The sequence below is a fragment of the Rhodoplanes sp. genome, assembly GCF_013377085.1.
GTDB lineage: Bacteria > Pseudomonadota > Alphaproteobacteria > Rhizobiales > Xanthobacteraceae > Rhodoplanes.
This window is the reverse complement of sequence record NZ_JACAAX010000006.1, coordinates 1-18,907: the sequence shown is the minus strand read 5'-3', so window position 1 is coordinate 18,907 and position 18,907 is coordinate 1. Positions and strand designations below refer to the sequence as shown.

18 protein-coding genes and 1 tRNA gene are annotated in these 18,907 nt (G+C 68.4%); 12 read left to right on the top strand and 7 right to left on the bottom strand.

Translation table 11 applies throughout. The annotated features are described in order from the left end of the window. Positions 1–46 precede the first annotated feature (46 nt). The 3 genes from HXX10_RS06460 to HXX10_RS06450 all read left to right on the top strand — a co-directional run bounded on the left by HXX10_RS06460 (position 47) and on the right by HXX10_RS06450 (position 2,254). A complete protein-coding gene (locus HXX10_RS06460) occupies positions 47–1,414 on the top strand; it encodes a GGDEF domain-containing protein (RefSeq protein WP_296520842.1) in 1,368 nt (455 codons plus the stop codon). Between the two features lie 72 nt (positions 1,415–1,486). Further along, positions 1,487–1,563: transfer RNA gene (locus HXX10_RS06455), tRNA-Arg, on the top strand. Positions 1,564–1,816: 253 nt separating this feature from the next. Continuing rightward, the gene (locus HXX10_RS06450; RefSeq protein WP_296520840.1) at positions 1,817–2,254 is read left to right on the top strand and encodes a DoxX family protein; all 438 of its coding nucleotides are present in this window, start codon (positions 1,817–1,819) and stop codon (positions 2,252–2,254) included. Between the two features lie 93 nt (positions 2,255–2,347). Here HXX10_RS06450 and HXX10_RS06445 read toward each other — a convergent pair whose 3' ends face one another. Then, complete coding sequence (locus tag HXX10_RS06445) at positions 2,348–2,788, bottom strand: helix-turn-helix domain-containing protein (RefSeq protein ID WP_296520839.1); 441 nt, start codon at positions 2,786–2,788, stop codon at positions 2,348–2,350. A 64-nt stretch (positions 2,789–2,852) separates the two neighbouring features. Between HXX10_RS06445 and HXX10_RS06440 the strand changes: the two genes are divergently transcribed. Then, on the top strand, positions 2,853–5,006 hold the full coding sequence (locus HXX10_RS06440) for a heavy metal translocating P-type ATPase (RefSeq protein ID WP_296520837.1): 2,154 nt from the start codon (positions 2,853–2,855) through the stop codon (positions 5,004–5,006). 61 nt (positions 5,007–5,067) lie between these two features. On the opposite strand, the gene HXX10_RS06435 is transcribed toward HXX10_RS06440, so the two are convergent. Further along, positions 5,068–5,451 (bottom strand): helix-turn-helix domain-containing protein, encoded by a 384-nt coding sequence (locus tag HXX10_RS06435; protein ID WP_296520836.1) that lies wholly within the window; start codon positions 5,449–5,451, stop codon positions 5,068–5,070. A gap of 306 nt (positions 5,452–5,757) precedes the next feature. Between HXX10_RS06435 and HXX10_RS06430 the strand changes: the two genes are divergently transcribed. The 4 genes from HXX10_RS06430 (at position 5,758) to HXX10_RS06415 (ending at position 9,605) form a co-directional block, all read left to right on the top strand. After that, the gene (locus HXX10_RS06430; RefSeq protein WP_296520834.1) at positions 5,758–6,459 is read left to right on the top strand and encodes a TetR/AcrR family transcriptional regulator; all 702 of its coding nucleotides are present in this window, start codon (positions 5,758–5,760) and stop codon (positions 6,457–6,459) included. Next, the gene (locus tag HXX10_RS06425; RefSeq protein ID WP_296520833.1) at positions 6,456–7,259 is read left to right on the top strand and encodes an efflux RND transporter periplasmic adaptor subunit; all 804 of its coding nucleotides are present in this window, start codon (positions 6,456–6,458) and stop codon (positions 7,257–7,259) included. Before HXX10_RS06430 ends, HXX10_RS06425 begins: the two co-directional genes overlap by 4 nt. Further along, on the top strand, positions 7,256–8,263 hold the full coding sequence (locus tag HXX10_RS06420) for an ABC transporter ATP-binding protein (protein ID WP_296520831.1): 1,008 nt from the start codon (positions 7,256–7,258) through the stop codon (positions 8,261–8,263). The genes HXX10_RS06425 and HXX10_RS06420 overlap by 4 nt, the downstream gene beginning before the upstream one ends. Before the next feature lie 208 nt (positions 8,264–8,471). Next, entirely contained in the window at positions 8,472–9,605 is a 1,134-nt protein-coding gene (locus HXX10_RS06415; protein ID WP_296520829.1) for an ABC transporter permease, read from the top strand. Between the two features lie 481 nt (positions 9,606–10,086). On the opposite strand, the gene HXX10_RS06410 is transcribed toward HXX10_RS06415, so the two are convergent. From HXX10_RS06410 to HXX10_RS06400, 3 genes are all read right to left on the bottom strand, one after another. Further along, positions 10,087–10,770: a hypothetical protein gene (locus HXX10_RS06410; protein WP_296520827.1), complete on the bottom strand. Its 684-nt coding sequence runs from the start codon at positions 10,768–10,770 to the stop codon at positions 10,087–10,089. Positions 10,771–11,316: 546 nt separating this feature from the next. Beyond that, positions 11,317–11,784 (bottom strand): nucleoside deaminase, encoded by a 468-nt coding sequence (locus HXX10_RS06405; RefSeq protein ID WP_296520825.1) that lies wholly within the window; start codon positions 11,782–11,784, stop codon positions 11,317–11,319. Between the two features lie 80 nt (positions 11,785–11,864). Beyond that, a complete protein-coding gene (locus tag HXX10_RS06400; protein ID WP_296520823.1) occupies positions 11,865–12,815 on the bottom strand; it encodes a LysR family transcriptional regulator in 951 nt (316 codons plus the stop codon). A 139-nt stretch (positions 12,816–12,954) separates the two neighbouring features. Here HXX10_RS06400 and HXX10_RS06395 point away from each other — a divergent pair, with 139 nt between their 5' ends. After that, a complete protein-coding gene (locus HXX10_RS06395; RefSeq protein WP_296520822.1) occupies positions 12,955–13,953 on the top strand; it encodes a TRAP transporter substrate-binding protein in 999 nt (332 codons plus the stop codon). Positions 13,954–14,007: 54 nt separating this feature from the next. Here HXX10_RS06395 and HXX10_RS06390 read toward each other — a convergent pair whose 3' ends face one another. Continuing rightward, entirely contained in the window at positions 14,008–15,327 is a 1,320-nt protein-coding gene (locus HXX10_RS06390; RefSeq protein ID WP_296520820.1) for a DUF2336 domain-containing protein, read from the bottom strand. 266 nt (positions 15,328–15,593) lie between these two features. Here HXX10_RS06390 and msrB point away from each other — a divergent pair, with 266 nt between their 5' ends. The 3 genes from msrB (at position 15,594) to HXX10_RS06375 (ending at position 17,781) form a co-directional block, all read left to right on the top strand. Continuing rightward, positions 15,594–16,001 (top strand): peptide-methionine (R)-S-oxide reductase MsrB, encoded by a 408-nt coding sequence (msrB, locus tag HXX10_RS06385; RefSeq protein ID WP_296520817.1) that lies wholly within the window; start codon positions 15,594–15,596, stop codon positions 15,999–16,001. 185 nt (positions 16,002–16,186) lie between these two features. Further along, positions 16,187–17,365, top strand: coding sequence for a DNA cytosine methyltransferase (locus HXX10_RS06380; RefSeq protein WP_296520815.1), 1,179 nt, complete (start codon positions 16,187–16,189; stop codon positions 17,363–17,365). Further along, complete coding sequence (locus HXX10_RS06375) at positions 17,362–17,781, top strand: very short patch repair endonuclease (protein ID WP_296520814.1); 420 nt, start codon at positions 17,362–17,364, stop codon at positions 17,779–17,781. The genes HXX10_RS06380 and HXX10_RS06375 overlap by 4 nt, the downstream gene beginning before the upstream one ends. Here the strand turns inward: HXX10_RS06375 and HXX10_RS06370 are convergent. After that, complete coding sequence (locus HXX10_RS06370) at positions 17,754–18,647, bottom strand: hypothetical protein (protein WP_296520813.1); 894 nt, start codon at positions 18,645–18,647, stop codon at positions 17,754–17,756. The two genes, HXX10_RS06375 and HXX10_RS06370, sit on opposite strands and share 28 nt — an antisense overlap. Between the last annotated feature and the right edge of the window lie 260 nt (positions 18,648–18,907).

Sequence of the window (18,907 nt, the reverse complement as noted above, 5' to 3'; positions counted from 1 at the left end):
CAAGTCCTGCGCTCTGTGCAACATGCGGGGCGCGACCGGACCGTTCATGCACATTGATCAACCCACCCTCTTTGCCGTGACCGCGTTCGCCACCGCGGTCAGCGGCCTTTTGTTGCTGATGTCTTGGCTGCAGGACCGGTCGTCGACGACGCTCGCCTGGTGGGGCGTCGGCATGCTGCTGCTGGACGTCGGCAATTCCCTCATCGTCCTGCGCGGCGTCATCCCGATCGAAGTGTCGATCATCGCCGGCAACTGCGTGCAACTGTTCGCCTACGGCCTGATGTGGTCGGGCGCCCGCAGCTTCGAGGGCCGGCGGCCGATCCTGCTGCTGCCGCTCGCCGTCTCGGCGACCTGGTTCACGCTCTGCCAGTTCGATTTTTTCTGGACCGACATGCCGCTGCGCATCCGCGTCTCGTCGGTCCTGATCTTCTCCTACATGATGCTGATCGCCTCGGAGTATCTGCGCCCCCGCAACCCCGAGCTGATGTCGCGCTGGCCGACCATCTTCCTGCTGATGCTGCAGGGGGGCGGGATGCTGATCCGGCTGCCGATCGCCGAGAAGCTGATCTTCCCGGCACCGGCCAACTCGCTGACCGAGACCCTGGTGCCGGTCGGCGCCGCCGCACTGGTGCTGTTCTCCTTCGCGCTCGCCTTCCTGGTGATGGCGATGTCGAAGGAGCGGCTCGGGCTCGAGCACAAGCGCGACGCGCAGATCGACCCGCTAACCGGCGCCGCCAACCGGCGCGCCTTCTTCGACCGCGGCGAGCGGGTGCTGCGCCGCCTGCTGGCCGACGGCGGCGACGCGGCCGTGCTGATGCTCGACATCGACAAGTTCAAGCGGATCAACGACACCTTCGGCCACCAAGCCGGCGACCAGGTGCTGTGCGCCTTCTGCGACACGGCGAGCCGGGTGCTGCGGCCGACCGACCTGCTCGGCCGCACCGGCGGCGAGGAGTTCGCCTGCCTGCTGCCCGGCGCGACACTCGCCGAGGCCTTCGCGGTTGCCGAGCGGATCCGGATCGAGTTCGAGGCGTGCCGGATCGACCTCGGCGCGGTGCGGCCGACCTCGACGGTCAGCGTCGGCGTGGCGACCACGGCCGAGGTCGGCGGCAGCCTGACGGCCCTGATGGCCGCAGCCGACAGGGCGCTGTACGGGGCCAAGGCGAACGGCCGCAACCGGGTCGAGACGATCGCGGGCGTGATGGCGGTGGGTACTCCGGTCGCGCCGGACGACGATATGCCGGCCCGCCACGCGGCCGCCCACGGAACCGCCCTGCCGGACCCGGCCGGCGCGGCCCATGCGAGCCGGGCCCATGCGAGCCGGGCCCATGGAAGCCCGGACCACGCGCGCGCCTGGCCCGCCGGCGCCGGACAGACGGTGCCGCCGCGCCGGAATTCCTCCGTGGTGGCATGACGGCCCAGTCGATTTTTCGTTCCGATCGGCTATAAGGATGCCTCGCCCCGGCCGCCTCGCGGCCCGGCGAATGCGCTCGTAGCTCAGCTGGATAGAGCATCAGACTTCGAATCTGAGGGTCGGCGGTTCGAATCCGTCCGAGCGCGCCATTCATCGTGTTGTCGGTGCAGGAGCCGGTGGACCGGCGGCACGACGGTTGACGTCGGATATCCGATGCCGCCGTTGCGCCGGGCGGCCCGGCAGACCCACGACAGAATGCAAGACGGGCCCGGAAATACTCTTGGTTGCGCGACGACAGCAGCGGTCGTTATGAGCCATAAAATCGCTTTGAGAATTGTCATGGCCACGCACGAGAGGATGGTTACACGGGACAGCATCCCGTGTTGAAGAAGGACCCCCACGATGCTGAAGGCCAAAGACTTCGACCTCACCAATCCCATCGTCGTCGTGCGACTGATCGCCGGGCTATTCTACATCCCGCACATTCTCTTCAAGGTTTTCGGATTCTCGACGTCGCTCGCGGTGTTCGCGAAGATGGGATTTGAGCCGGCGATCTTCTGGCTGTCGCTGGCGTTGCTGACCGAGACCTTGTGCGCCATCGGGCTCACCTTCAACCTCTACACCCGCTATGTCGGCCTGATGTCGGCCGGCACGCTCGCCTTCGCGGTGTATGGCACGGTCGCGCTCAAGGGGCCGGGCTGGCTGTGGAATCTCGGCGGCGTCGAGTATCTGGTGTTCTGGGGCGTGGTGTCGCTGGCGCTGGCCGTGAACGCCTGGAAAGAGGTGCTCTCCACCCGCACCGGCTTTGCCCGCCTGACGGCCGTCACGGCCGGCAACTGATCGCCCGCTCCACGAGCATCCGGATCCGGTCCGGAGCAAAACGCCTCGCGCGCGTCGGAGCCGCCCTCCGGCGCGCGACTTTTTAAGCTACGGTCACGCCAGCGCGCCGTGGCGATGCGTTGCCGCCAGGGTCTCGATGACCCGGCACTCGGCGACGCGACCGCAGGCGCATTCGTCGATCATACGGGCGAGCTCGTCCCTCAAGGCGCCGAGCCGGGCGATGCGGTCCTCCACCTCGACGAGCCGGGCGCGGGCGATCGCATCCGCCGAGGCGCAGGACTGCTCGGGGTGGTCCTGCAGCGACAACAGCGCCCGGATCGCCTCGACGTCGAAGCCGAGCTCGCGGGCATGCCGGATGAAGGCCAGCCGCCGCAGATCGTCGTGCGTAAAAAGCCGCCGGTTGCCCCCGGTGCGAGCCGGCGCGGCCAAAAGCCCGATCTGCTCGTAGTAGCGGATGGTCGGCACCTTGACGCCGCTCTTGCGGGCGGCCTCGCCGATCGGAACCGCCTCGCCGGCAGCATTGTCCTGACTCATGGGGCTTGCTCCTCTAGCCGCTAGAGGATGTATCCACTCGGTCGGACTTTGAAAGGGCTTTTCGATGTCGGACGTGGTCGAGACGCGTTTTCGCGTCGCCGGAATGGATTGCGGCTCCTGCGCCGCCAAGGTCGAGGCGGCGGTGAGCCGGCTGCCCGGCGTCGAGACCGTCGCGGTATCGGCCACGGCCGGCACCATGACGGTGACGCACGCGCCCGACACTCGCCTCCTCCCGGCCCTGCGGACGAGCCTGACGGCGCTCGGCTACGACGTGACGCCCACCGATGGTCCAGACAAAGCCGCGGGCGGCGATCTGGCCCCGTCCGACGACCACGCACATGCTGATGCGCCCGGCGATGTGCCGTGGTGGAAGAGCCGCAAAGGCACGGCGACGATCGCCTGCGGCATCGCCCTCGTCGCCGCCTATGTGGTCGGCAAGATAGAACCGGAGATCGCCTGGTGGGCGTTCCTGGCCGCGCTGGCGGTCGGCCTGGTCCCTGTGGCACGGCGCGCGCTCGCGGCGCTGCGCAACGGCACGCCGTTCTCGATCGAGATGCTGATGACCATCGCGGCGGTCGGCGCCGTCGTCATCGGGGCGGCCGAGGAGGCCGCCATGGTGGTGTTCCTGTTCCTGGTCGGCGAGATGCTGGAGGGCGTCGCCGCCGGACGGGCGCGCGCGAGCATCCGCAGCCTCACGGCACTGGTGCCGAAGACCGCACTGGTCGAACGCGACGGCAGGGTCGAGGCGATCGCCGCCGATCGCCTCGCGGTCGGCGCCGTCATCCTGGTGCGCCCCGGCGACCGCATCGCCGCCGACGGCATCATCGTCGCCGGCGAGGCGGCGCTCGACGAGGCGCCCGTGACGGGCGAGAGCATGCCGGTCCGCAAGGGCCCGGGCGCCACCGTGTTCGCCGGCGCCATCGACACCGACGCGGTCTTGCGCGTGCGCGTCACCGCAGCGGCGCAGGACAACACCATCGCGCGCGTGGTCCGATTGGTGGAAGAAGCCCAGGAGGCGAAGGCGCCGACCGAGCGGTTCATCGACCGATTCTCGCGCTGGTACACGCCGGCCGTGGTCGCGGTGGCGGCGCTGGTCGCGGTCGTCCCGCCGCTGCTTCTCGGCGCGAGCTGGGACGCCTGGATCTACAAGGGCCTCGCGCTCCTGCTGATCGGCTGCCCCTGCGCCCTGGTGATCTCGACGCCGGCCGCGATCGCGGCGGCGCTCTCGGCCGGCGCCCGCAGCGGCCTGCTGGTCAAGGGCGGCGCGGTGCTGGAAAACCTCGGCACCATCACGGACGCGGCCTTCGACAAGACCGGCACGCTGACCGAGGGCAAGCCCAAGGTGACGGACCTCTTAGGCGTCTCGCGCGACACCCGGCAGGTGCTCTCCATGGCGGCGGCGCTGGAGACCGGCTCGAGCCATCCGCTCGCCCGCGCCATCCTGGAGCGCGCCGCGGCCGACCGCGCGCCGGTGCCGCCCGCCGCCGACGTCAAGATCGTGCCCGGGAAAGGCCTCGGCGGCCGGTTCGGCGGCGAGATCTTGTTCCTGGGCTCGGCCGAGGCGGCGGCGGAGCGTGCGACGCTCGACGCGGTGCAGCGCGCAAAAGTCGCCGGGTTCGAGCGCCAGGGCAAGACCGTCGCGGTGCTGGTCGCCGGCGACACGGTCGCCGGCCTGATCGCCATGCGGGACGAGCCGCGCGCCGATGCGGCGGCGGGGCTCCGTGCCCTCGAAGCCGCCGGGATCACCACCGTGATGCTGACCGGCGACAACCGCCATACCGCCGCGGCGATCGCGGCCGATCTCGGCATCGTGGCGCATGGCGGGCTGTTGCCCGAGGACAAGCAGCGCATCGTGCGTGAGCTGCAGGCGCTGGGAAAGTCGGTCGCCAAAATCGGCGACGGCATCAACGACGCCCCGGCGCTCGCCGCCGCGACGGTCGGCATCGCCATGGGCGGCGGCACCGACGTGGCGCTGGAGACGGCCGACGCCGCCATCCTGCATGGCCGGGTGCTCGATGTCGCCCGCATGATCGCGCTGTCGCGCGCCACGATGGCCAACATCCGGCAGAACATCACCATCGCGCTCGGGCTGAAGGCGGTGTTCCTGTTCACCACCATCCTCGGCATCACCGGCCTGTGGCCGGCGATCCTGGCCGACACCGGCGCCACCGTGCTGGTGACGGCGAACGCCATGCGGCTCCTGGCCTGGCGGATGTGAGGCAGCGCCGCGAAGCAACGCGAGACGGAGGATACGGCGTCGGCGGAGCCGGACGCCGACCTCAAGCGGCGCTGTCGATCCTGTACGGGCGGACCAAAAGCTCCGCCGGGATTTTCCAGGCCGCGCTGATCGTGCGGATCATGTCGACCGTGAGGGCGCGGCGGCGCGACAGGATCTCCGAGGCGCGCGAGCGCGATCCCAACAGGTCGGCGAGCTCGCTCTGGGTATGCCCCAGCTCGTCGATGGCATGGCGCAGCACATCGACCGGATCGAAATCCTGGTCGGGTTCGAGCGGCCACCGCCTCGCCTCGTAGCTCTCCACCAGCGTGACCAGAACATCGAGCCTGTCGGCCTCCTCGCTGCCCTCCGGCGCGCCCCGGCACGCCTCGATCTCTGCGAGCGCCGCGCCGTGGTCCTGGTCGGTCTTGATGGGTCGGATATCCACGGTGCACCTCGTCAGAATTGGGAGACGGTCAGCGCATCGATGCTGTCGTGCTCGGCATGGGTGCCGACGAATTTCACAATGGCGCGAACCCACCCGATCCGTCCCGCCGAAAAAAATCGTCCGGACCTCGCGTCCATCTTGAAACGGACCGTCATTGCAGATAAATATGACTGACCAGTCAGTCAGTGGAGGCCGGCCATGGCCACCCCGAAGCGCCCGTCATCCCGAGAGGCTGCGGCCAAGGCTCATGCGGTGAAGGCTCGCGCGGCGAAAGCCCCTGCCGCGAAAGCGCCCGCCCCCGAGGACATGGCCGCGACGGAAACGGCGACGCCGTCCGTATCGATCGCCGTGCCGCCGACCTCCGCCCCACCTGCCTCGCTCTCGCCCCCCTCCCCGGCCCACCGCAACGGCCGCGCCGAAAAAACCGCCGCGCGGCGCGACGCCATCCTGCGGGCGGCGCTCGACGAGTTCAGCGAGCGCGGCTTCGCCTCGGCGCGGCTCGACGACGTCGCCAGGCGCGCCGGCATCGCCAAGGGCACCATCTACCTCTACTTCCGCGACAAGGAGGCGCTGTTCCAAGACCTGATCATCGCCATGCTCGGCCCGCTGATCGCCGAGATGAAGGCGCTTCCGACCCACGACGTACCGGCCCGCGTCGCGCTGGAGCGCCTGCTCGGCGTGTTCGCGACGGAGGTCTACGGCACGCCGCGGCGCCATGTGCTGCGGCTGGTGATGAACGAAGGCCCGCGCTTTCCCCGGCTGGCCGAATTCCACTATCGGAATGTGGTCGAGCCGGCGATCGCCGCCATCCGGACCCTGCTGGCCCGTGCGGTGGAGCGCGGCGAGCTGAGACACCGCGCCCTCGTCGACTACCCGCAGCTCGTGGTCGCGCCCGGCCTCCTCTCGGTGATCTGGAGCGGCATGTTCGACCGCTTCGTGCACATCGACCTCGAAACGATGCTGCGTGCCTATCTGGACATCCTGTTCGACGGCGGAGAACGCTCATGACGCTCCGCCCAGGCTTCGGTGCTGTCGCCCGGCTCGCACTCTTCGCCTTGTTCGCGGCGACGCTGGCCGCCTGCAACGATTCGCCCGTCACCTATCAGGGCTGGGTCGAGGCCAACCTGATCTTCGTCGGGCCCGACGAGGCCGGCCGGGTGGAGAACCTGTCGGTGCGCGAGGGCGACCGCGTGGAGGCCAAGGCGCCGCTGTTCACCATCGACGACGCCTTGCAGCGCGCCGACGTCAACATGTTCGAGGCGCAGCTCGAGAACGCCCAGCAGGCCTTCGACCGCGCCAAGACGCTGCTGAAGACCCAGACCGGCACCCAGAAGACCTACGACGACGCCGAGGCGGCGCTGCGCACCGCCAAGGCGCGGCTCGCCACGGCGAAGACCCATCTCGATCGCCGCGTGCTGGCAAGCCCGGTGACCGGCACGGTACAGCAGATCTACTTCCGCTCCGGCGAGATGGTCTCGGCCGGCAAGCCGGTGCTCGCCATCCTGCCGCCCGGCAATCTGAAGGTCCGCTTCTTCGTGCCGCAGGAGACGCTGCCGCGCATCGCCTATGGCGACACCGTGCGGGTGCGTTGCGACGGCTGCGCGGCCGACATCACCGCCAAGGTGAGCTTCATGGCCCGCTCGGCCGAGTTCACGCCGCCCGTCATCTACAGCCTGCAGGAGCGTGACAAGCTGGTGTTTCTCATCGAGGCGCTGCCCGACAAGCCCGAGGCCCTGCGGGTCGGCCAGCCGGTCGATATCGGGCTCGGCGCCCCCTCCTCCGCGCCGGCGACAGCGGCAGCCCGATGAGCACGATCGCCCTGCATGCGGCGAACGGCGGCCCGACGGGGCCGGCGCCGCCCGACTATCCGCCAAGCGATCCGCACGCCATCGCCATCGAGGTCGAGGGGCTGACCAAGTCGTTCGACGGAAACGTGGTGGTGAAGAACCTCACCATGCAGGTGCGGCGCGGGCTGATCTACGGCTTCCTCGGCCCCAACGGCTCCGGCAAGACGACGACCATCCGCATGCTGTGCGGCCTGCTGACGCCCGATTCCGGCCGCGGCACCTGCCTCGGCTACGACATCCGCACCGACTCCGAGAAGATCAAGCGGCATGTCGGCTACATGACCCAGCACTTCAGCCTCTACCAGGATCTCTCGGTGCGCGAGAACCTGGAGTTCGTCGCCCGCATCTATGGCCTGCCCGATCCGCGTGGCGCCGCCCGCGCCGCGATCGAGCGGCTCGGCCTGACGGCCCGCGCCGAGCAGCTCGCCGGCGCGCTGTCGGGCGGCTGGAAGCAGCGCCTCTCGCTCGGCGCCTGCACGCTTCCGGATCCGCAGTTGCTGCTGCTCGACGAGCCGACCGCGGGCGTCGACCCGAAAGCGCGGCGCGAGTTCTGGAACGAGATCCACGCCCTCGCCGCCCAGGGCCTCACCGTGCTGGTCTCGACCCACTACATGGACGAGGCCGAGCGCTGCCACGAGATCGCCTACATCGCCTATGGCAACCTGTTGGCGCACGGCACCGTGAAGGAGGTGATCGCGGCCTCCCACCTCACCACCTGGACCGTGACGGGACCGAACCTGACGGCGTTGGCCGACACGCTGTCGCACCGCGACGGCATCACCATGGTGGCGCCGTTCGGCACCAGCCTGCACGTCTCCGGGCCCAAGCGCGACAAGGTCGATGCCGCCATCGCGGCGTTCCGCGACGATCCGACCCTGGCATTCGAGCGGGCCGAGCCGTCGCTGGAGGACGTATTCATCGACCTGATGGGGCGTCATCCCGACAACATCGGGGGCCGGCCGTGAAGCGTCTCGAACCGCGAGTTCCAAAAAGTCTGTCATTCCGGGGCGCGGACCGCAGGTCCGCGAGCCCGGAATCCATACCCCCCGCGCCAGTGGTTCACGACAGACAGGGGTTATGGGTTCCGGGCTCGGCGCTTGCGCGCCGCCCCGGAACGACGGGGCAATGCCGCCGGAGTGAGGTGAAGCAAACTTTGCCGTGGAGGCCGATGTCATGATCGGCGAGCGCACCCGCATGTTCCTGCGCCGGGTCGGCGCCATGCTGCTGAAGGAGGTGCTGCAGCTCCGGCGCGACCGCGTCTCGCTCGCCACCATGATCACGATTCCGCTGATGCAGCTTCTCTTGTTCGGCTACGCCATCAACACCCAGCCCAGGAATCTGCCGACCGCCGTGCTGCTGCAGGAATCGAGCGATGTCGGCCGCACCATTCTTCGCGCGTTGGAGAACACCAAATACTTCAAGATCGTCCGCGAGGCACGCGACGAGCAGGAGTTCGACCGGCTGCTGCAGTCCGGCACGGTGCTGTTCGGCATCGAGATCCCGGCGAACTTCGAGCGCGATCTGCGGCGCGGCGACCGCCCCGCCCTGCTGGTCGCGGCCGACGCCTCCGACCCGGTCGCCTCCGGCTCGGCGCTGGCCGCGCTTTCGACCCTCACCCAGACGGCGCTGCGCTGGGACCGCTCGATCCCGGAGTTCACCGCGACGCCGTTCGAGGTGCGCACGCATGCCCGTTACAACCCGGCCGCGGTGAGCCAGCTCAACATCGTGCCGGGCCTGCTCGGCACCATTCTCACATTGACCATGCTGATCTTCACGGCGCTCGCCGTGACCCGCGAGATCGAGCGCGGCACCATGGAGACGCTGCTCGCCATGCCGATCACGCCGGTCGAGATCATGCTGGGCAAGATCGCGCCCTATGTGGTGATCGGCTTCGTCCAGGCCTCGCTGATCGTCGGCGCCGGCTTCCTGCTGTTCGCCGTGCCGATCTTCGGTAATCTCTTTCTGTTGGCGACGCTCACCACGCTGTTCATCGCCACCAACCTGTCGGTCGGCTACACCTTCTCGACGCTGGCGCAGAACCAGCTCCAGGCCGTGCAGATGGCCATGATGTTCTTCCTGCCCAACCTGCTCCTGTCCGGATTCCTGTTTCCGTATGCCGGCATGCCGCAATGGGCCCAATATGTCGGCGAGGCGCTGCCTCTCACCCACTTCCTGCGCATCGTCCGCGCCATCATGCTGAAAGGCTCGACGCTGGCGGACCTGCGCTACGACAGCCTGGCGCTGGTCGTTCTGATGCTGATCGCCATGACGATCGCCGTGACCCGGTTCCGGACGACGCTGGATTGATGATCGTCGCGCATTGACTTTCGACCTCGTGATGCCGTGTTTCGCCGGGGTCACTTCCGCAAAAGCCCCCGGCACACGTACAAGTCCGCGACGAACTGATCGATCGACCGGCCGGCTGACCGCTCCCGCCGCGAGCGTAGAGGGTCCGAACGGAATAAGCCTTCATCACCTCGGCGTGCGAGCTCCGCCGGCGATCCGACACCAACGCCAGCTTCGACTCGAAGGGACGCCGACGGTCGCCATACGCCTGGGCGTCCCGACCGCGGCGGGACGTCAAATCCGGATCGGCCGCACGAGACGCGCGCCTGCTCGAAGCACTCGGTCGCCGCGGTCTCGAAATGTGCGAACAACAGCATGACAGTCGGTCCGCACCCACGAGGCCGAGCAGTGACGGCGCCGGGTCGTCGCTCGTGCAAGGCCTGATCGGGGACCGCTCGTGCAGGCAAGTGCGTTGAACGGACGTCGGACGAACCCGACCTGTTCAAAAGTCGTCAGGTGGCGGGCGTTCGAGGGCGCTGCCGCCGATCGGGGTCCATGACGGCGGCTTTTGTTTGTGAGGAAAAGCAATCCGCCCCCGAATGAAGACCGAGGTGGTCGACGTGAACGAGTTGAGTGGTCCGAACCCACAGAAATCGATCTGTGTGAGCTCTTTGTCACGAAGAAACTTGCAGCAATTCGGATACCATTCCGAATTGTCGAGAATGAGCATTCCGTCGGGCGCCAGGTGCTCTATCGCCGAACGCGTGCAGTTCATGCGCTCGGCGCCATCGACGAGGATGATGTCGAACTCGCCGAGGGCTCTGATCTCTTCCGGGTATTTGGCGAGGTCCGGCTGGCCTATCAGCATGATTGTGCCGCCGGCATGCTTTTTCATCTTCTCGAACCACGGGACGTGGTGCTCCACGGAGCATACTGTTGCGCCGCGCCTCGCCCAGAACAGTGTCGAGCCGCCGCTCCCGAATTCGAACACGCGTCGCCCACGCAACTCGAGACTGTCGAGGAAATCGATGGCGGGATAGGTGAGCCACGGAAGCGGTTCGCCCTGCGCATCGACGCAGTTTCCATCGGCATCGCGCCGCGTCTGTCCGCGGCGGTGCACCAATATCCACGCCGCTCGCAACCCACAGACGAGGAATCGCGGAAGAAACTTGAGGACGTTGCTCATCGACATCCGAGAACCGGTAGGGAATTGCCGCTCGGGTTGTCAAGCAGTCGAGCCATTCGTCTTGCCCGATGCCCTCGGCGTTTTGCGATTCCGATCCCGACGAGCACCGAAGACGCCGCGGACGAGACCGTCGCGGGTTTCGTCGAGACGCTCCACGGCTCTCGTGTCGGCGACCGCCATCGCCTCGGATGCCGCCGACCCGGAGGCTCGGACTCGCAGGCCCGGACCATCCGGTCATGGGCGGCTTTGATACGGGGCAGCTCCTGCATGGTCAGGCCGTGTCCGCGAGCTGCTCCGGATCGAACCGCTGTCCGTTCCCCTTCCCGACCCGGTGCAGAACCCGGTGCGGCGACCGGTGCTGATCCGGCCGCCTCCCTTCGTGAGGTCGACAGGCTCGACGCAATCGATCGGTTCGTAACGGCTCGTGCCGTTCTCCGGCCGATCGCCATCATGGATCGGCAGCCGCAAGTCGCGGTCCACATCGGGCGCGCGGCCTGGCCGATGCAGGACGTCCGCCGAGTGCAACGAGGCCTCGTCTGCCGCGCCTCAATAGCGGACCTTGTCCGGCTTGTCCGCCCACAGCCGAAACGCCTCGGCCGCCTCCTCGGCAGCGAGCCGGCGCAGCGGCAGCACGCGCGCCGCGAGCGGCCGGGCCACCTCGTCGTAGAGCGCCTGGTCGTCGAAGCCGATGGCGGCCGCGCCGGCGCGGTCGTTGCCGTAGACGATCTCCTTTACGCGCGCCCACCAGATCGCGGCGAGGCACATCGGGCACGGCTCGCAGCTCGTGAAGACGATCGCACCTTCCAGCACATGGGCGCCGAGGTTTCGGCAGGCGTCGCGGATCGCCACCACCTCGGCATGGGCGGTCGGATCGCCGTCCGGCACCACCCGGTTGACCCCCTCGCCGACGATGCGGCCGTCCAGGACCACCACGGCCCCGAACGGCCCACCACCGGTCTCGACGGACTCTTCGGACAGCGCGATGGCGCGACGCATGAAGTCGATCTCGCTCACTGGTCTCCTCCTGTCGCGACGACGCACGAAACGCGGCACACGGTCATGATCGGACGCCGGCGGGCCGCCGTCGAGCGACCTCACGCCGGACGGCGCTTCTTGCCCGTCGCGCCGGACCTTGTCGACCTCCTCCGCACGGCCCGGCCGCGCGCCGCCGCCGCCCGTGCCACCTCGGCGGCGATCGCCGCGACGGAGCGCGCCAGCCGGCGGTCCGGCGTCCGTCGCCAGCACGCCGCGAAGCGCACCTCGGCGAGCGGCGCCGGCGTGCGCACCACCTCGAGATCGCCGTCGGTCAGCTCCCGCTGCACGGCCGCCGGAGGAACGCAGGCCACCGCGAGGCCGTCGACCGCCATGCGGACGATCGGGGCGAGCGTGCTGCTCACGTGCAGCCGCAGGTCGGGCACGTCGGCGAAGGCCTGGCGCACGACGGCATGAATCTCGCCGCGGCGGACGAACGTGATGAGCGGATGCTCCGCGACCTGCGCGAACGAGACCCGCCGGCCGCCCAGCCGGAGCGCCGGGCTCGCCACCAGACCCATGGGAAAGCTGCACAGCTCCAGGATCTCGATGCCCGGATCGTTGAGCGGCAGCAGCAGGAAGCCGAGGTCGATCTCGTCGGCGCGCAGCTTGTCCTCCAGCGACGGCGAGGCGCCGGCATCGATCTCGAGGACGAGGTTCGGATAGCGCTCGTCGAGCGCATGCATGAAGTCCTGCAGCCAAGTGTGGACGATCGTCTCGACCACGCCGAGCCGGAACACGCCGTGCACGGCGTCGGGTGCCGCGATTGCGTGGTGCATGGCGTCGTGCAGCGACAGGATGCGCTCGACATGGACGAGGAGGTCGCGCCCGCGCTCCGTGCAGGCGACGCTGCGCCGGGTCCGTTCGATCAGGGTGACGCCGAGCTCCGTCTCGAGCTGGGCGAGGCGCTGGGAGACGGCCGGCTGGGTGATGTTCATCCGGGCGGCCGCCTTGTGGAAGCCGCCGAGCGTCGCCACCCAGTAGAAGGCCTGCAGCAGACGAACGTCGATCACGGCACACCTTGATTAGCGTGGCTTATCGATACTGATCGCAAATGATAATTTGACCTTGTCCCGAGGTCCAGTGTCTGTTGGCGGGGTCGCCCGGGTGCGTTCGTCGCGCCACCGGCTGCGGCCCCGAGAGGACCTCCCCATGACCACGACCAGGACGATCGGCTGCCTGCTGGCGGCCGTGCTTGCATTCGGCGCCGGCCCGGCGCTCGCCGACACCACCTTGCGGCTGAGCGAGCCGATGGAACCGGGAAGCCCCGAGGCGATGGCGCTCGCCGCCTTCAAGGCGAATGTCGAGACGCAGTCCGGTGGACGGCTGCGGATCGAGGTGCATCTGCGCGATGCGCTCGCCGCCGCGCGGTCGCCGCTGGAAGGCCTGCGGACCGGCACGATCGATCTCTACACCGGTCCGCTCGACACCTACCGGCCGATCGCGCCGCAGGAGATCGGGGTGCTGGCTCTGCCCTATCTGTTCGCGAGCGCGGAGCATTTGCGGCGCTATCTCGACAGCCCGACGTTCGAGCGGGCCGAGCGTCGCCTGATCGAGTCCGGAATTCGCTTCGTCTCGACCGACTTCAACGGCGTGCGCGGCCCCGACCGGGTCATCGTCGCGATCCGGCCGATCCGCACGCCGGCCGATCTCGACGGGCTGCGCATCCGCGTCAACAACGACGACCTCGCCACGCGCTCCTGGCGCAGCGTCGGGGCCGTCCCGGTCGCGCTCGGCTGGAACGAGACCTATCTGGCGCTGCGCCGTGGCGTCGCGGAGGCGGCCGCGGTTCCGCTCGGGCGGGTGCGCGCGTCCCATTTCGCGCATGTCGCGCCGTTCGTCACCGCCACGGGCGACTCGCCGCGGGTCTGGCCCATGGCGATCAGCGAGCGGGTCTGGAAGGGTTTGAGCGCATTGGACCGGGCCGTGCTGGTCGAAGCGGCGAACCAGGCGGGCCGCGTCTATACGGGACTCGCGGCCGAGGACGCCGCGCGCGACCTGGGCGATGCCGTGATGGCCGACAACGCCGTGCTGGCGGCGATTGATCCTGCACCGCTGCGCGCCAGGATGGCGCCGGTCTGGGAGGAGCTGATCGTGCGCGGCCTGTTGTCCCGCGACGTCTACGACACCGTCACGGCGCTGGCGCCCTGACACGCCGACCGCCGAGCGGCCCTGCCGGACGCTGCGGCAGGACCAAAGCCGACGTCACAGCATGCGGCGCAGCTCGGAGATCGACGGCGCCTTGCGCGCCTTGAGGTAGCGCACGGCGCGCTCGGTGGCATCGCCCGAGACCGTGATGTAGCGCTCGAAGGCCGCCTTGTAATCGACCCGGGCGTTGCGGGTCATCAGCACCGTGAAGACGCTCTTGGCGTCGGGCCAGCCGAGGCCTGCGGCCTTGCACAGCACCAGCGCGCCGTCCTCGAAGCCGAGCCGCACGAGGTTGCGGATCGCCTCGGCCGGCACGCGAGTGAGGCTGGCGAGCGTGTCCATCGTCTCGTCGAGCTTGCCGTCCCGCGCCGCGGCGACGAGCAGGCGACGCTGGGTCGCGGTATCGATCTCGCGGGTCGCATCGCTCGGGCGCGCGCGGGCGGGCCCGCGGGCGGGCGCCGCCCCGGCCGGCTCGGCCGGCGCGAGCAGCGACTGCGCCATGCGGCGGCGCACGTCGGGATCGGGATCGCGCAGGAGCTGCTGGCGGACCGGCTCGGCGACCAGCCGCACCAGCGCCGCGAACAGATCGGCCGGCACCTCGCGGCGATGGACGATGTGCTTGGCGAGGTCCTCGTCCTGCCGGGCCCGGCCGGCGAGGCGTTGGAAGCCGCCGCGCGAGATCAAGGCGCCCTCGTTCGCCGCCACCCGGTGCGCCACCGCGGTGTCGCCGCGATCGACCAGCACGTCGGTGACCTTTTCGGGCACCATGATGCGGCCGGCGAGTGCGAACAGATGGGCCTGGCTCTTGGAGCGGGCGATGCGCACCAGAAAATCCTCGGCGAGGATCGGCGAGCGTTCCAGCACCGGGCCGGACACCGCGATGTCGTCGTCCTCGGCGAGCCGGTGGATCACCTTGGTCGGACCGCGCTGCACCGGCGCGACACGCACGCTGAGCTGCGCCATCGCCTCGTCGGTGGTGTTGTCGAGCAGATGGTGCATCACGGTGTCGAACAGCTCGAGCTGCTGCTCCGTATAGGCATGAACGCCGCGCAAGAAGAGCTCGGCGACCCGCAGCACGTCGTCGCCGCGCTCGGCGCTGCGCAGCGCCTGCGGATCCGGCAGCAGGCCCTCGTCGAGCGGACCGTCCGTGAAAGCGACGCCGAGGCGGTGACGCTCGCGCCAGGCGATGGCGCATTCGCGGGTATCGCCGTCGAAGCTGAGGCTGAAGGCGTCGGGAAGGCTGTCGATCTCCGACACCAGCACGCACGCCCCGCCGCGCGAGACATTGAGGACGGCGCAATCGCGCTCGAGTCCCTCGCCGGTGATCTGGCCCATCTTGAGCGTCAGATAACGCGGGTACTGCCGGTTTTGAGTCATCGGCCCTGCTCCCGTCGGGACCAGACTATCGGCCCCCAACCGGAGGACACTGCCACTACGATGATGCAATTCCGTAAAATGAATTCCAACGATTTGTATTAAACCGGCCGGCCTATCTCGGAGCCGCCGCGCCGAGGCACCCGAACAAGGCGGCCACTCCCGTCGGGCCGGGCCGGCGCCGCCGCGGCGGGCCCCGTGCGGAGCGGCGCGGGCGCCCCTACATTAGGGCGGTCGCGCCGCCCCGGCGCCCGCCAGGAGACCCCCGAATGGAGACCGAGACCAAGACCTATCCGGTGACCCGCACGGACGAGGAGTGGCGGCGGCTGCTGACGTCCGAGCAGTACGCCGTGATGCGCCAGCACGGCACCGAGGCGCCCGGAAGCTGCTCGCTGCTGCACGAGAAGCGCGCCGGCGCCTTCGTGTGCGCCGGCTGCGGCCAAAAACTGTTCGTCGGCAAGACCAAGTTCGAGAGCGGCACCGGCTGGCCGAGCTTCAACGATCCGGTCGACGGCGCCGTGGAGACCACCACCGACCGCGGCTACGGCATGGTGCGCACCGAGGTCCACTGCAGCCGCTGCGGCAGCCACCTGGGCCACGTGTTTCCGGACGGCCCGCCGCCCACCGGCCTGCGCTACTGCATCAACGGCGTCGCGCTGAACTTCGAGCCGGCGTGAGGGATACGCGTCGGGCCGACGCGTCGGACGAACACTTCAAAGCGGTGGATCGGAGCGATTCACCGCTTCCGTTTTTGAGAACAATATGAGAACATTTCGTTTCGTCGGCACAACGACGCAAAGTCGGCTCGTCGAGCGGATCGATTCGGATCCGGCTCGACCGGCGGGGCGGGGTAGAAGACGGAATGAAGGTCGCGGGGCTCTTTGCGGGAATCGGCGGCTTGGAGCTCGGCCTTTCGGCGGCCGGCCATGAGGCGTCGATCCTCTGCGAGATTTGGGAACCTGCACGCGCCGTGCTGGCGAGCAGGTTTCCCGACGTGCCGTTGGCGCCGGACATTCTCGGCTTGCGCTCGCTGCCGGGCGACACCGAAATCGTCGTCGGCGGGTTTCCCTGTCAGGATCTGAGCCAAGCCGGGATGACGGCCGGAATCGGCGGCAAACGGTCCGGGCTCGTCGGCCAGGTTTTCAGACTGCTCGATCGCCGGCGCGTCCCTTGGGTCGTGCTGGAGAACGTGTCCTTCATGCTTCACCTCGACCAGGGCAAGGGCCTGCGGCTGCTTGTCGAGGCGTTCGAGGAGCGCGGCTACCGCTGGGCCTATCGGGTGGTGAACTCGCTGGCCTTCCTGCCGCAACGCCGGGAGCGCGTGCTGTTCGTCGCGACGAGGACGGACGCCGATCCCGCCGATGTGCTTCTCGCCGACGACCATGAGCCGGTCGATCCGCGAACCACTCTCGCCACCCACGCGCATGGTTTCTATTGGACCGAAGGGATCCGCGGGCTCGGCTGGGCACCGGACGCGATCCCGACCCTCAAAAACGGCTCGACGGTCGGGATCGCCTCACCGCCGGCGATCCTGCTCCCCGGCGGCGACGTGGTGACCCCCGACATCCGCGACGCCGAGCGGCTTCAAGGGTTCGCGCCCGACTGGACTGCGCCGGCCGTGACGGTCGGACGCGCATCGCTGCGCTGGTCGCTGGTGGGAAATGCCGTCACGGTTCCGGTGGCCGAGTGGCTCGGCAAACGCCTCGCCGAACCGGGATCCTACGACCCTGAGCGCGACCGGGAGCTCGGTGCAGACGGACGATGGCCGAAAGCCGCCCGCTTCGACGGAGACCGGCGGCATCGAGTCGACATCGGCTCGTTCCCGATCCGGCGCGCTCGTCCATCGCTCGTCCGTTTTCTCCGCCATCCCGGCAAGCTGCTCTCGGCACGAGCGACGCGCGGGTTTCTCGGGCGAACCGAGCGCAGCACGTTGCGCTTCCAGCCTGGATTTCTGGATCGGCTCCGCTGCCATCTCGAGCGGATGGAAAGCGGGGCCGACGGCATGAAGCTCGATCGGATACCGACCCTCGCCGCGGAATGAAGCGACCGACGCCGACCGATCCCAAACGCAGCGCGCTCATGGCGCGCGTCCGCCAGCACGGCACTGCGGCCGAGCTTGCCGTCGCTGCGGCGCTGAGGGCCGCGGGGCATGCTTATCGGCTGAACGTGCGTTCCCTTCCAGGTTCACCGGACTTCGCCAATCGTACGCGGAAATGGGCCGTTTTCGTCCACGGCTGTTTCTGGCACCGGCATCCCGGATGCAAGCGGACCACGACCCCCAAGGCGAACGCGGCGTTCTGGCAGAACAAGTTCGAGACCAATCAGAAGCGCGATACGGCCGCCGTTCGGGCGCTGCGCCGGGCCGGCTTTCGGGTCGTGATCGTCTGGGAATGCGAAACCGTCGACGCCGACGCCCTCGCGGCCCGGCTTCACAGATCCTTGAACCGCGTCGCGTAAATGTGGGCGAGGCGATCGATCATCGATGCGTAGTGATAGATGTCACCGGGCTGGGGAGCCGGCGGGGTACTCACCAGCCCGACCGGCGATCCATCGTTGGCGCAATCGACGATCACGATCGCCAGCGCATCGTAGCCCGTGTCGCCCGGTTTGGCCCTTTTCGGCAATTGCCGAATTTTATCGACCGCGAGGCTCGCATCGCGTGGCTGGTCGTGCGTGCTCCAGTCGGGATCGGCAGCCCGGTTCTTCTTGTTGAGGTCCGGGCTCAGATAGCGGCTCGCGATGTTGACCATCGCAAATCCGGCGGCGATCGCCTGGTCGGTGGCCCCGTGGACGGTGAGATGCGACGAATTGAGTTCGTCGTAGAGGCGCGGCAAGGCGCGCTGATGCGCTGTCATGCAAGCCTTTGCTTCGAGCGCCATGAGGACACTTCCGACAGGCGCGCGACGCAGCTCCGGAAGAGCCGCGAATTCTGATTTCTCTTTGTCGTCGAGTTCGATTTCGAGATCGCGGGCCATTCGGTCCAGTGACAGCGCCGGATCGTCGACATCTGCGCCGGATCGCGTGCAGAATACGAGATCCAGGTTCTTCTTTCTGTCGTGCACGAAGTCGCGCATTTCATGGTTGATGCCGAAATAGACGCGGCCGGCCTCGACGTGGCGGTACAGCAGCGGGCAGGTGCGGAGGAGATCGAAGACGATACCCCAGCAGGCGACTTTTGAATGATGGTCGCTACGTGAATGGTATTGCCAGCGGTTGCCCAACCGATCCTCGCGGGTCGGCTTCGACAAGGTGCGGACGAGGATCCCAGGACCGTACATCGCACGCCCGACAAGATGTTTGGCAGACTTTTGCGCAAGCACCATTAAGGCCAGACTCGCGTCGAGTCGACCGACAAGGCGGACGGGTTCACCCTACAGACCCGACGTCCCCTTAGTCATCTGCCCCCCAAAAAAGTTGCGGCCGGCTCTTGGGGGAGAGTATAATTACTCTAGTAATATCAGATAGATCGAAAGATACCGTCCCTGTTCCCCAGATTTTCCCCACATTGAGTTGGTGGCAATGGAAGGCCTGATACGGTTTCCGGGTGATCAGCTCGGATTTATGATGTCTGACCACCAATGGA